This is a genomic window from Saccharibacillus endophyticus (genome assembly GCF_013185185.1).
Lineage (GTDB): Bacteria > Bacillota > Bacilli > Paenibacillales > Paenibacillaceae > Saccharibacillus > Saccharibacillus endophyticus.
The window spans coordinates 307,932-321,607 of sequence record NZ_JAAZWE010000006.1 but is presented as its reverse complement, the minus strand read 5'-3'; the positions used below and the strand labels follow the sequence as shown (position 1 = coordinate 321,607).

The window sequence follows — 13,676 nt, the reverse complement described above, 5'->3', positions numbered from 1 at the left end:
ACAGCATGTTTGCTTATCAGATCCATAAAAGCGAAGAAGAAGCCGTAGTTGTATTTGAAGGGGATCTGGATATTGAGAGCGGCGAAGTGTTGGAAGAAGATATTTTGCCGATCGTGTCCGAATACCCGAGCGTACGGTTGAATTTCAGTGAAGTATACTTTGTGGACTCGTCCGGGATCGGTCTGATTATCCGTACGGTCGACGAATTGAGAGAAGGCGGGCGTTCGGTCAAAATCGAAAATGTACGCCCCGAAGTCATGGAAGTGTTCGAGCTGTTGCAGATCCGCGAGATTCTCGGCGAGGATGTTTTCGAATAAGAAGGGTTCTGAGGCTTGAACTTGTCATGCCGGAGCTTGGTTTGGCCCGGATATCCTACAGGAAAGGAACCGATGAGCGTGAAAACACCACCGAATACGACGAACCCTGCTCCGTATCCATTTTGGGCGTTGGCCGGATTTCTCTATGGGGCGATTCTCGCCGTCGGAGCCGGGCAAGTTCCGTGGACGCATGTGCTGCCGATTTTGCTGCTCACGTTATTGCTTGATTTGTTTCCGATTCGATTGATCAGCGGGGAAGAATTCGGAGCCGGCTTGATCGGCTTCTTATCCCTGCTGATCGGATTCGGCTTCTACACCGCGCTATTGGGCGTATTCATCAGCTGTTTGGCTAACGAGGCTAGGCAAAGCGGTTTTCGGCCAAAATCATTTGATCCGCTGCGCTGGTTGACCCGATTAGCGATTTATACCTTAAGCACATGCGGAGCCGCGTTAGCATTGGGCGGATTGATTACGCTTTGGCCGGATGTACCGTTGTATGTGAAGGCGGCACTTGCCGCATTGGCTTTCAAAGCTGTAAAGCTTCCGATGGATGCAGGCATGCGCAAAGTTTTGTCGGGCACGGCCTGGTTAGCGGGGATTGAGGGCCGATTGCGCGAGACCCTCGTTCCGATTCTGCTTTGCATCGTGGTCATTCCGCATTTTCTCGGTAATTTATTATCAGATGATACGGCGTACGAGTTGGCTTATACAGGTCTTCTGTTGTTTTTTATCCTTTACTTTTCCACCGTCTATGTTCGTGAAGTAGCGGGATGGCGGCGTACGTTCGAACGGTTCAGCCTGCTGTTCGAATCCCGGCTGTCCAAAGATCTCGAAGGACATGGAATCCGAAGCGGGGTCATTGCGGACCACTTGCTGGACCGCCTGGCTTACCCGCGCGATAAAAAAAGAGTGCTGGTGCAGGTGGCGATTCAGCACGATATCGGAAAGTCGGCGCTGCCCGCTTATTTGTTTAACAAACGAGGTGCCTTATCCTTGTCCGAGGAAGACGAATACCGTTCCCACAGCGAAAAAGGGGCGGAGATCATCCTTACGCTGACAGAGGATGGACGCGCGGCGGAATGGGTGCGGCATCATCATGAACACTGGGACGGAAAAGGCTTCCCGGCAGGGCTCAAAGGCAAGGCTATTCCTTATGAATCCCGTATTTTGTCTATCGCCAGTCGGCTTGATCATGTATTAAGACGGGAAAGTGACGACGAGGCGGTCTGTGCATACATCCAGCGGTTAGCAGGCCGGGAAATCGATCCGCAACTTGCCGCTGCCGTAGATGTAAGTTTTGTACAGGGAGTGCGGGAGAGACTGGAACAACGAGGTCTGGTATCCGGGCCGCTTCCCGAGCCGGAAAAATCTTACGGATATGCGAAAGCTGCGGAACGCAGTTCGAATTCGGACGAAGAGCAAGGCTCGTATGTAGGGGCGAGCACGATGTTGAAACTGGCAGCGGACGGTTTGTTATATGGATTGGAGCAACCGGCGCTTGAAGCTCATATCGTTCGGCTGGCGAGACGCGCCGATGCGCAGCAGACCTCCTTTTATGAAATTTTGAAGTGCGAAGACCGCACGTACGAAGCTCATTTCTACCCGGAGCACGGCGAGGTACGTATTGCGTTAACCGATATTACACCCGCAATCGCCTATCGGGATAAATTGCATGCCGAGACACTGAATGCTTATCGGGAAATCATGTCGGCCTTGTCGGAAGGGAAAGTCTCCTTATGTCTAACCAAGGAAGAATTGCTGGGTAGGCTGGGCGAGCGCCTGGAAGCCGTCACGGTGACCGGACGAACGGATATCGCCCGAAGCCGCGACCTGGCTGCAAGCTATATGCCCCAAAGCGATCCCAAGCGCATCATGCAGGTGAAACTGGCGGTATCCGAAGCGGCGACCAATCTGCTCAAGCATGCGCTGGGCGGACAGGTCACCGCATTCTCAAGCGAAGGTTCGCTTCAAGTCCTGGTACACGACGAAGGCTCGGGAATCGCTCTGCACGAGCTGCCGAAAACTTTCGTCGTATCCGGTTACAGCAGCAAACGCTCACTCGGCAGAGGATTCGGCGTCATGTACGCTTCGGCAGATCGCATGTTCCTCCACACGGACCCCAAAGGAACCCGAGTCTTATTGGAATTCGACGGCATGCTCCAAGCCCCCGTCGAAGCCGAAATCCAAGAAACCCTTCCGCAAGTAGCTACCCTAGGCCAAGCGAAAAGTATTCCGAGTGAAGGTACAGGTACAACCAGAACCGCGATCGCCGGGAATCGATTGTCTCTTTGATTATCCTGTAAAGCGGAAGCTGGCTTTCGCCTCAACGTATCAAGAAAACCAAACGTAACTGGAAGCGAGAAGACGGAGAGAAAAATTCAGGTCAAGACGCCTTTGAACTCGGAAAATTCCTTATTCAAATCCAATCTATTTTCCGAGTGAGACAGCGAATTGAACGAATTTTTCTCGCAGTCTTCTCGCTTCCCCGCCTACGTAACTTTTTCAATCCTTTGAGCGAAACCAATTTTCGCTCTTTTTTCATGCGCAAAAATAGCTTCCAACGTTCACCTATCAATGTTTTATATAAGCAAATCGAAAAACTCTATTAGCCGGAGCCATTTCAGAATGATAAAGTTAACAGCAATCAATCCCGAGTAAACAAATAGGTGATATGAAATTAAAAGCGGGGGTGCACAAAATGAGTGAGGTTTTCCGCAGAGCCACGGTTGAAGACGCCCAGCGGCTGGTCGACGTTACGTACGGAGCCTACGAGCTGATTCGCGAGCTGGGATTGCACTGGCCCGCGGCCCATGCCGATATTCCGATGGTGCTGCAAAACGTCCAAGATAACGAGTGTTACGTGTTGGAGGAAAACGGAATCGTGGTCGCCACAGTGACGTATTCCACCAGCGGAGAAGCCAAAGCCATCACCGATCTGCCTTTTATCAAATGGTTCGCGGTCGACCCTGAATACTCAAACAAAGGATACGGCGGGCGATTACTCGACTGGGTAGAACGGGAGATCATCCTCGGCACGCACGGACACGGCGAAGTCACGCTGGCAACGGCGAAAAAGCATCCGTGGTTAGTGGAGATGTACGAGCGCCGAGGATATGAGCGCATTCTGGAGATCGACGCCAAAAACGGAGACGGGATCATGTACCTGTTCCGAAAAAATATCGCGAGCTATGCTTGATTACATTCAAAGGGGATAAATAAAATGAACTTCAAAAAAAGAAAAAAAAGCTTGATCGTATCTGCGCTGGGTCTGATGATTTTGGCTTCCGGATGCGGAACGAACAGTGAACCTGCGGCGCAAGCTTCCGGTTCTGACGCGGCCGCAGCCGGCGGCAAAGCGACGAAGATCGTCGTAGGCACAGGCACCGGATTCCCGCAGGTGTGCTTTATCGACGAAAACGGAAAACTGACCGGATTCGACGTCGAACTGCTGCGCAAGATCGATGAGCTGCTTCCGCAATATGAATTTGAATTCCAGACGATGGACTTTGGCAATCTGCTGCTGAGCCTGGAAACGGACAAGATTGATCTGGTTGCTCACGTTATGGAAAAGAACCCGGAACGCGAAGAGAAATATGCGTTCAACTCCGAGCCTTATGCACACTGGCGCAACCGAATCGTCGTTGCCAAGGACAATGATTCGATCCAATCGCTGGACGACCTGCAAGGCAAAAAAGTGCTGACCAGCGCAACGAGCGCCGAAGCGCAAATCCTTGAAAACTACAACAAAGAAAACAATAAGAAAATCAATATCGTGTACCAAAGCGGACAAGCCAACGATACCGTCAGCCAAGTCGTGTCGGGACGCGTCGACGCAACGATCGCCGCCGATTTCGTTCTGCCAATTATCGACCCTCAAAGCCAATTGAAGCAGACCGGACCGGAATTGACTTCGGATGACGTGCTCTATGTACTCCGTAAAGACGACGCCGACGAAAAAGCGTTGTCCGATGCGATCGATGGCGCAATCACAGATCTGAAAGAAGACGGCACATTGAGCGCGCTGAGCACGGAATGGCTGGGCAGCGACGTAACGGGCGATCACGCCGAATAATCGCACGGACGAACAAATGTTCAAGCGGGTGCCAGGAGGTGACAGGAAGTTTGTCGAACCTTCGGCACCCGCACCATTATAAGGGTTAAAGGAAAGGAGACTTTCGATGGGCGCGCCTTTTGATATCGGCTACGTCTTTTCGTTCCTGCCGAAGCTGCTGGACACCTTGGGCGTTACGCTCTTGATCGTCGCCGGTTCGCTATTGACGGGGATCGTGGCCGGGTTTCTGGTCGCGCTCCCTCGCATGTATAAAATTCCTGTGCTGCGGACGTTGTCGGGCGTTTATTTATCCTTTTTTCGCGGCACGCCGATTCTGATCCAATTGTTCTTGTTCTACTACGGTTTGCCGGAAATACTGAAGTTGGTCGGACTCGATCTGACCCGCGCACCCGTGATGTTTTTCGTGATTTTGACGTACGGACTTCACACGGGAGCTTATGCGGCAGAGATGATTCGGGCTTCGGTGGAAGCGGTAGACCGCGGGCAGGTGGAAGCGGCTTACGCTGCGGGCATGACGCCGTACCAAGCTTTTTCGCGGATCATCCTGCCTCAGGCTTTGGGAATTGCTGTTCCGGTCTTTTCCAACCTGGTGATCGCACTGCTCAAAGATACGTCGCTGGCGTTCACGCTGGGCGTGATGGAGATGACGGGCAAAGCTCAGACGCTCGGCACGCTGACCCAGCATTTTATCGAGACGTATATCGCGTTGGCGTTCATTTATCTGATCATCAGCTTCACGTTGGAAAAAATGCTGCTTGCCGCCGAACGTCGTTTGACGCGTCACGAGAACAGGGAGGACAAGCGCGAATCGATCTTCCGTTTGAAAAAACGCGGCTCGTACCGGACCGTGCTGGCTGATATCAACATTGGGAAAGGAGGCGGAGCCTGATGCAGCTTGATCCTTCATTTATTTGGACGGCCTTCTGGCAGCTGCTCGGCGCGATTCCGACGACGCTGTCGATTACGGCGGTATCCGTATTGGCCGGGTTCGTGATCGGGGCCGCCACGGCAATGCTTCGGATGTACCGGGTTCCCGTGTTGGCGCAGATCGCTTCCGCTTACGTGACTTTTATCCGGGGCACGCCGATGCTGACGCATTTATTGATCATTTATTTCGGCCTTCCGATGATTATCGACGGGCTGGCCGAACACTTCGGCTGGAGCTTCCGTTCCGTGTCGATTCCGATGATCGGCTTTGCGTATATTTCGTTTTCCATTACGGCGGGCGCTTACATGTCGGAAGTGGTGCGTGCAGGCATTTTGGCGGTGGACCGCGGACAGGTCGAGGCGGCGCAATCCGTCGGCATGACTACGTTCCAATCGCTGCGCCGCATCGTGTTCCCGCAAGCGTTGGCCGCCGCGCTGCCGAATCTGGCGAACTCCGTGATCGGCATGCTGCACGGTTCGACGCTGGCTTTTGCCGTGTCGGTCGTGGATATCAACGCCAAAGCGCAGATCGTGGCTTCGACCAACTGGAAGTTTTTCGAAGCGTATTTGGCGGCGGCGCTAATCTTCTGGGGTTTGACGGTATTGATCGAACGCGTCGCGGCTTTGATCGAAAAACGAGTCGGCGCATATAATCGGGGAGGTGTCGTATGATTGCATTAAGTCACATTTCCAAAGCGTTCGGACGCAATCAGGTGCTTCAGGATATCAGCTTGAACGTGAATCGAGGCGAAGTCGTCGTCATTCTCGGTCCCAGCGGATCGGGCAAAACGACATTGCTGCGCTGCGTGAATTATTTGGAAAAGCCGGGCAGCGGACAGATCGCCGTCGGCGACTTCCAGGTCGACTGCTCGCGCGCCCGTCGCGGCGATGTCTTGCAGCTGAGGCGCAAAACGGCGATGGTGTTCCAGCAGTACAATCTGTTCCGGCATAAAACGGCTTTGGAAAATGTGATGGAAGCCTTGCTGGTCGTGAAAAAGCTGCCTGCGGCCGAAGCGCGCAAACGCAGTATTGCCCTGCTTGAAAAAGTCGGCCTCGGCGCCAAACTGGACGAATACCCGAGCCGCCTGTCCGGCGGTCAACAGCAGCGCGTCGGTATCGCCCGTGCATTGGCACTCGAACCGGAAGTGATCCTGTTCGACGAACCGACCTCCGCCCTCGACCCCGAGTTGGTCGGCGAAGTGCTGGAAGTCATCCGCGCCATCGCCCGCGAAGGCATCACCATGATCGTCGTGACCCACGAAATGGGCTTCGCCCGCGACGTGGCGAACCGCGTCGTCTTCATGGACGGCGGCGTGATCGTGGAGGAAGGAACCCCGGACGAAGTATTCCAGCATCCGAAGGAAGAACGAACGAAGCAGTTTTTGCGCAGAATCACGCCGGAGGCTAATTATAGTATTTAGTGGCATTAGCAAGGCTGCTGAAGCCCTGTTAAAGGGCGCGCCGTGCTAATGCCACCCGAAATCCAACCAACGTCTATCTAAAAGACGTTGATCTTTCCTGAATAAAATCCCTATCCCATGGGAGTCCGAGAAGCGGAGGGAGAAATTCAGTGAAAGACGCCTTTGAGCGCGGAAAACCAAAGGTTTTCCGCGCGAGACAGCGCCTTGAACGAATTTCTCCCGCAGCCCCCCACTCCCAGAAAGGAGCCCGCACATGTCCCACCGCACCGAATCCGCCGCGCTGTCGTCCGTCCTCACCGCCGAAGACTGGATCGCGATCCGCCGCCACTTGCATCGCTATCCCGAACTCTCCGGCGAAGAATACGAGACGACGGCTTACATCAAGCAAACGCTGGAAAAGATCGGCGTACGCATCGTGGACTACGGACTCCAAACCGGTTTGATCGCCGAAATCGGTAGCGGCGGAGGTCCGATTGCCGCGCTTCGAGCGGATATCGACGCCCTGCCGATCCAGGAAGAAACTAATCTTCCTTATGCTTCGGAAATTCCGGGCAAAACGCACGCCTGCGGACACGACTTCCATACCGCTGTCCTGATCGGCGCCGCCCAAATGCTCAAGCTGCGCGAAAAGGAGCTGCCGGGAACCGTTCGCTTGCTCTTCCAACCCGCCGAAGAACGTGCCAAAGGAGCCAAGCAGTTGATCGAAGCCGGAGTGTTGCAGGGCGTAGGCGCAATCATCGGCCAGCATAACAAGCCGGATCTGCCTGTGGGCACGATCGGCATCGAAGCCGGACCGATCATGGCGGCTTCGGACGGCTTTACCGTAACGGTCAAAGGCGTCGCGACCCATGCCGCCGTTCCGGAAGCGGGAGTCGATCCGATCGTAACCGCGGCGCAGATCGTCACGGCGCTTCAGACCATCACCGGACGAAGCATCAGCGCGCAGGAACGGGCAGTCGTCAGCGTTACGCAAATTCATTCGGGCAATACATGGAATGTGATTCCGGATACGGCAGTGCTGCAAGGCACCGTGCGTTCGTTCAACGAAGTTGTGCATGAACGGATCAAAGAGCGCTTCGCCGAGATTGCAGGCGGCGTCGCCGCAGCCTTCGGAGCGGAAGCCTCCGTGCGCTGGAGCGGAGGTCCGCCTCCGGTCGTGAACGATCCGAAGCTGACTCAACTGGCCGAAGAATCGGCATTTTCGCTGGGGCTGAACGTGGCTTCAGGCGTTACGTCGCCGGCCAGCGAAGATTTTTCCTTTTATCAGCAAAAAGTTCCCGGCGTATTTCTGTTCGTGGGCACGTCGGGCAGTCAGGAATGGCATCATCCGGCTTTCGAGCTTGATGAAGCGGCTTTGCCCGATGCATCTGCTTTACTGGCCGAATTGGCAATCCGCGCATTGGGGACGTTGAATACGCCGGAATAATTCATTTGTTCTCAAAAAAATAAAATCAATACATGAAAAATTCATAAAAGTAATATTAAAAACAACCCGAAAAAGGAGGATTTTCATGAGTGAATCCGTAATCGAAGATTTCTTGGGTACCCATGCCCGCCTGACCCAAGCGATCGAAGGATTGGACGAACAGCGTCTGATCCGGAAAGCGGCGTCGAACAGCTGGAGCGTTACCGAAGTGTTGGGCCATCTGGCCGATCACAGCATTGTCGTATCTTTTCGTATTCGTGAGGTATTGGCCGGATCTCAACAAACTCTACCAGCCTTCGCGCAGGATGAGTGGGTAGAGAATCAGCATACCAATGCAGGATCGGCGGAGGATATTCTGGATTTTTTCCAAGCTCAACTTCGTTATAACGGCCTGCTGCTGCGTCGCTTGGAACCGCATGAATGGGAAAAAAGCGGCGTGAACGCACAAGGGAACACCGTGAGCATCGCCGATATAGTGCGAGGCTTCTCGGCGCACGTGGACCGGCATTTGGGTCAGATCGACCGGATTAAAGCCGCACAGGCTGCGGCGAGTAAAGCGTGATGTTATAATCTTAGCCTTGTAAGTTTCCGTCAGCCTTCAGATTGCGCAGCTCGCGTAATTGCTGAAGGCTTTTTTATTTCAACTAACCGACGATCGATGCCATTATCCTTTAACCTTGCTCCGATAAGCAGTAGGCGGCATTCCTATCGTCCGATGGAACAACCGCGAGAAATAATAAGGGTCTTTAAAACCCAACGAGTGCGCAATCTCCTGAACGGTCAACGGAGTAAGATCCAGCAGTTGGCAAGCCCGCCGCATCTTCAACCGCAGATAATAGTCGATCGGAGCGAATCCTACCGCATTTTTAAAAAGATGATTGAGGTGCTGCCGGGACAATCTCACATGGCGCGCAATCTCATCCAGCGTCAAACTCTTTTCGATCCGGGCGTTCATCAGTCGAATAGCCGCTTCGATGTGCCGGGTCTGACTATTATGCTCGGCTCGTTCGGGAACAAGACCAAGTAGACTAAACGCATAAGCAAGGGTCTGCATGGCAAGAATGCGACGGGACGTTGAGTATGCGCTGCCCGACAATAGATCGAAGCACTGGCCGAACAACCCTGCAAATGTCTCGGAGTCCGTCGTGCCGAGCGTGATCGGAGCCAATCCCGTCTTCAGCAGTTGGGCATATTGCGCAGCTTGGGATCCTTGAAAATGCAGCCAGCGAATCGTCCAGGGATGTTCGTCGTCTGCCCAATAGGTATGAGCGGTGCCTGACGGAATCACGATAAGCTGCATTTCGGCGATCGGATGGAGGACACCGTCGATCGATACGCAGCCTCGGCCTTCCTCGCAATGAATCAGAATAAAACTGTCGCAGCCTTCCGGCCGTTCCCGATAATGATCGCGTGCATGCGGAAAGTATCCGATATCTGTTAGGTATAAGGCTCCCGTCAACGGATGCGAAGAGAGCTGCTCCAGCAGATAGGCCGGGAGAATCAGCATTTTTTCCGAAGCGAAGCCGTCTTTTTTTCTCATATCAAGCTGTTGCTCCTTTCGTTGCGGTCACGCTCAGTATAAAACCCGATCCGAAAATCGTCCATTACATCCCGAATTTCGTGAATGGTCGACAAGGACTCGGTGCGGTAGGCTTGAGCTATCACAACGTTCTCATATGGAGGGATTGTAATGATGAAATCGACGGCAAACGCAAACATCTGGGAAGAAACGGTACACATTCCGACCTATGGCGTAGGCGCTCCGAATAAAAATCCGATGTTTTTGGAAAAAAGGGTCTACCAAGGAAGCTCCGGTCGGGTATATCCGCACCCCGTAATCGACCGGATCGAAGACGAGAAGAAGCCCGTTCCTTATCAAATCGTAGTGCTGGAAAACGAATATGCGCGAATCGAAGTGATGCCGGAACTTGGCGGACGCATTTACCGGGCGGTGGATCGGACCAACGGTCAAGATTTCGTTTATTACAACCAGGTGATTAAGCCCGCGTTGGTCGGCTTGGCGGGTCCTTGGATTTCCGGAGGGATCGAATTCAACTGGCCGCAGCATCATCGTCCCAATACGTACGGCCCGGTTGAGTATCGTTTGGAAAAACGTGCAGACGGCAGCGTAACGGTGTGGATCGGTGAGATTGACCGGATGTACGGAACGCGGATGACGGCAGGCTATACGCTGTATCCGGGCAAAGCTTATTTGGAAATCGCCGCACAATTGTACAATCGAACGCCGCAAGCGCAGACTTTTTTATGGTGGGCCAATCCGGCGGTTGCCGTTAACGAGCACACGCAGTCCGTATTTCCTCCCGACGTTACCGCGGTGTTCGATCATGGCAAGCGCGATGTATCCCGTTTTCCGATAGCGACAGGCACGTATTATAAAATGGATTATTCCGCAGGCGTCGATATTTCGCGTTATCGCAATATTCCCGTTCCGACCTCTTACATGGCGTATAAGTCGGATTATAATTTCGTCGGCGGTTACGATCATGCGGCGCGCTCGGGACTCTTGCATGTCGCCAACCGCCACATCTCGCCCGGGAAAAAGCAGTGGACATGGGGCAACGGCGAGTTCGGTCAGGCTTGGGATCGGAATCTGACAGATGAAGACGGACCTTATATCGAGCTGATGACGGGCGTCTTTACCGACAACCAACCGGATTTTACCTGGCTTGAACCGTACGAAGAGAAGACGTTTACCCAGTATTTCATGCCGTATAAGCAGATTGGCATCGTGAAAAACGCGACGAAAGAAGCAGCCGTTAACCTTGAGATTGACGTCGAACGTCACGTAGCCGTGATCGGCGTGTATGCGACGTCGGTTTGCGAAGAGGCGTCGATTGAATTGGTTGGGCCTGCAGGCGTATTGTTTTCTCGAAAATCGACTCTTGATCCTGCTGCTTCCTACGAGACCGAGATTCCGCTTCCGCCAGGCGTACAAAATCATGAACTGACCTTGACGATACGCGACGCTGCGGGACAGCTGTTGGTCGCGTATGCGCCGCAGCCGGAAAAAATCGAACAAATCCCCGAAGCGGCGCAGCCTCTATCCGAACCTTCGGAACTTCAGAGCAATGAGGAATTGTATCTGGCCGGGCTTCATTTGGAACAATATCGCCATGCCACCTTTGAGCCGGAGTCTTACTATTTGGAAGGATTAAAAAGGGACAAATTCGATAGTCGCATCAATATCGCATATGGGACGTTGCTACTGCGAAGAGGTCTTTTTGCTGACGCGGAGCGACATTTCCGGCTTGCGATCCAAAGAATGACCAAGCGTAATCCCAATCCGCGAGAAGGCGAAGCCTTTTACCAACTTGCACAGAGCCTAAAACTTCAAGGCAGACTTGAAGAAGCTTTCGCCGCAGCGTACAAATCGGTCTGGAGTGCGGAGTGGCAAGATGCCGGGTACTTTACGCTGGCTCAGATTGCGGCAGAACGGGGTCAACAGCAAGAGGCATTGGAATTGGCCGAGCGATCGTTGATTCGAAATGAACGAAACTACAAGTCGAGGCAGATCAAGACCGCCATGCTGCGTGGGCTGGGAAGGTTGGAGGAAGCACTGGCGTTTGCCCAAGCCACATTGCAGCTGGACGCACTGGATTTTGGCGCGCATTATGAAATATTGCGGATCCGCGAAGCGGCAGATGCGGCGAAAGAAGCTCAAAAAGCTTATAAGTCGCTGCATGAACTCCTGCGCGGCGAATGGCGAAACGCGCTGGAACTGGCTTCCGATTATGCCGATGCCGGTTTGTATAAAGAATCTATCGATGTTCTGCTGCGATTCGGTGATCCTGAGCAGGCGCTGATCGGATACGGACTGGCTTACGGGTATGGAAAAATGGGGCAGCATGATTCTATGCAACGTTATCTTCAAAAAGCAAGCCGATCCAGTCGCGACTATCTTTTCCCGAACAGTCCGTTTGAGCTGCGAATTTTGGAACATGCGCTATCGATCCATGCGGAAGACGCGACAGCTTCTTACGCGATCGGCAATCTGCTGTATGATAAAAAGCGGTATGCAGAGGCGATTGCCTATTGGGAGAACGCCCGATCCGTTGACGGCAATTACGCGGTCGTGCATCGCAATCTGGGACTGGCCTATTTGAATAAAAAGGGAGAAACGGATCTGGCTCGAGCGTCACTGGAACAAGCTTTTCGCTGCGATCCGACAGACGCTCGCATTCTGTTCGAGTTGGATCAGTTATACCGGAAAACAGGCGTGTCGGCACAGGAGCGGCTAGACGTTCTTCATCAATCGCGGGCTATCGTGGAAAGCCGGGACGATCTGTATCTTGAATATGTCACCTTGCATAACGGGCTGGGCGAGTATGAGGAATCCGTTCGGCTGTTGGCTGCGCGCCAATTCCACCCGTGGGAAGGCGGAGAAGGGAAGACGACGGGGCAATACGTACAGGCTCATGTCGAATCGGCTAAACAAAGGCTGCAGCGCGGAGACGCCGAAGCTGCGGTGGAACTGCTGCTTCAAGCACTCGTCTACCCGACGAATTTAGGAGAAGGCAAGCTGGAAGGCGCGCAAGAGAATCATATTTATTATTATCTGGGCCGTGCCTATTCGAAGCTGAGCAGGGAGGATGAAGCCAACGCTGCTTATGCCAAGGCATCGACAGGACTGACAGAGCCGACAAGCGCTATGTATTACAACGACCAGCCGCCTGAAATGATCTTCTATCAAGGATTGGCTTGGCTTAAGCTTGGCAATGAACGCGAAGCGAAACGTCGCTTCAACAAGCTGATTGATTACGCGGAGCGGCATTTCTTTGATGACGTCAAGATCGATTACTTCGCGGTATCGCTGCCGGACTTCCTTGTTTTCGACGAGGACTTGAACCGGAAGAATCAAATTCACTGCCACTTTATGCGCGGCTTGGGATTGCTGGGATTGGGACGGGTCGATCAGGCCCGAGCGGAGTTTGAGCAGACGCTCGCTTTAGACGTTCATCATATTGGGGCAAGGGTGCATCTCAAATTGACCGGGGTTGAATAGGTGGGGAAAGCGAGAAGGCTCCGAGAGAAATTCGTTCCGGTCGCGTGTTGAAATCGGGAAAAAGGATTGAATTTAAGTTGAATTTTCCCGATTTCAAAGGCGAACGCTATCGCTCCTTCACTGAATTTCTCTCTCCGCCTTCTCGCTTCCAGTTACGTTAGAGTTGGTTGATACATTCGTAAAGCAAACAAAAAAAGCCGCGATCCCGAAGGATCGCGGCTTTTTCTTTGACTCATTGATCGGGATGACACGATTTGAACATGCGACCCCCTGGTCCCAAACCAGGTGCTCTACCAAGCTGAGCTACATCCCGTAAGAAGTATTTCTTACAAAATTAGATTATACGCTCCGAAAAGCTAGACGTCAAGCACTTTTTGAAAAGTCTCTGTCCTTAATTTTTTCTCTTTTCCTTCTCTTTTTTCTTCCCCCACCAGAGGCATAACTCGCCGCCCGCACCTTCAAAGATCTTATTCTGCACGAAGCCCAAGCG

11 protein-coding genes and 1 tRNA gene are annotated in these 13,676 nt (G+C 53.1%); 10 read left to right on the top strand and 2 right to left on the bottom strand.

From position 1 onward, the window contains the following. The first annotated feature begins 5 nt into the window (after positions 1-5). From HRQ63_RS21210 to HRQ63_RS21170, 9 genes are all read left to right on the top strand, one after another. On the top strand, positions 6-317 hold the full coding sequence (locus HRQ63_RS21210; RefSeq protein ID WP_172247157.1) for an STAS domain-containing protein: 312 nt from the start codon (positions 6-8) through the stop codon (positions 315-317). 78 nt (positions 318-395) lie between these two features. After that, positions 396-2,609, top strand: a complete 2,214-nt coding sequence (locus tag HRQ63_RS21205; protein ID WP_172247156.1) for an HD domain-containing phosphohydrolase — start codon at positions 396-398, stop codon at positions 2,607-2,609. Between the two features lie 406 nt (positions 2,610-3,015). Then, the gene (locus HRQ63_RS21200; protein WP_172247155.1) at positions 3,016-3,513 is read left to right on the top strand and encodes a GNAT family N-acetyltransferase; all 498 of its coding nucleotides are present in this window, start codon (positions 3,016-3,018) and stop codon (positions 3,511-3,513) included. 24 nt (positions 3,514-3,537) lie between these two features. Continuing rightward, positions 3,538-4,389, top strand: a complete 852-nt coding sequence (locus tag HRQ63_RS21195) for a transporter substrate-binding domain-containing protein (RefSeq protein WP_172247154.1) — start codon at positions 3,538-3,540, stop codon at positions 4,387-4,389. 106 nt (positions 4,390-4,495) lie between these two features. After that, positions 4,496-5,278 carry an amino acid ABC transporter permease gene (locus tag HRQ63_RS21190; RefSeq protein ID WP_172247153.1) on the top strand — a complete coding sequence of 261 codons (783 nt, stop codon included), beginning with the start codon at positions 4,496-4,498 and terminating at the stop codon, positions 5,276-5,278. Beyond that, on the top strand, positions 5,278-5,988 hold the full coding sequence (locus HRQ63_RS21185; protein WP_172247152.1) for an amino acid ABC transporter permease: 711 nt from the start codon (positions 5,278-5,280) through the stop codon (positions 5,986-5,988). The genes HRQ63_RS21190 and HRQ63_RS21185 overlap by 1 nt, the downstream gene beginning before the upstream one ends. Continuing rightward, complete coding sequence (locus HRQ63_RS21180) at positions 5,985-6,737, top strand: amino acid ABC transporter ATP-binding protein (RefSeq protein ID WP_172247151.1); 753 nt, start codon at positions 5,985-5,987, stop codon at positions 6,735-6,737. The genes HRQ63_RS21185 and HRQ63_RS21180 overlap by 4 nt, the downstream gene beginning before the upstream one ends. 253 nt (positions 6,738-6,990) lie before the next feature. Next, the gene (locus tag HRQ63_RS21175; protein ID WP_172247150.1) at positions 6,991-8,163 is read left to right on the top strand and encodes an amidohydrolase; all 1,173 of its coding nucleotides are present in this window, start codon (positions 6,991-6,993) and stop codon (positions 8,161-8,163) included. An 85-nt stretch (positions 8,164-8,248) separates the two neighbouring features. After that, positions 8,249-8,725, top strand: a complete 477-nt coding sequence (locus HRQ63_RS21170; RefSeq protein WP_172247149.1) for a DinB family protein — start codon at positions 8,249-8,251, stop codon at positions 8,723-8,725. 102 nt (positions 8,726-8,827) lie between these two features. Here the strand turns inward: HRQ63_RS21170 and HRQ63_RS21165 are convergent, their stop codons facing one another. Further along, complete coding sequence (locus tag HRQ63_RS21165) at positions 8,828-9,703, bottom strand: AraC family transcriptional regulator (protein WP_172247148.1); 876 nt, start codon at positions 9,701-9,703, stop codon at positions 8,828-8,830. Between the two features lie 150 nt (positions 9,704-9,853). Between HRQ63_RS21165 and HRQ63_RS21160 the strand changes: the two genes are divergently transcribed. Further along, on the top strand, positions 9,854-13,186 hold the full coding sequence (locus HRQ63_RS21160) for a DUF5107 domain-containing protein (RefSeq protein ID WP_172247147.1): 3,333 nt from the start codon (positions 9,854-9,856) through the stop codon (positions 13,184-13,186). A gap of 239 nt (positions 13,187-13,425) precedes the next feature. Here HRQ63_RS21160 and HRQ63_RS21155 read toward each other — a convergent pair. Then, positions 13,426-13,499: transfer RNA gene (locus tag HRQ63_RS21155), tRNA-Pro, on the bottom strand. Between the last annotated feature and the right edge of the window lie 177 nt (positions 13,500-13,676).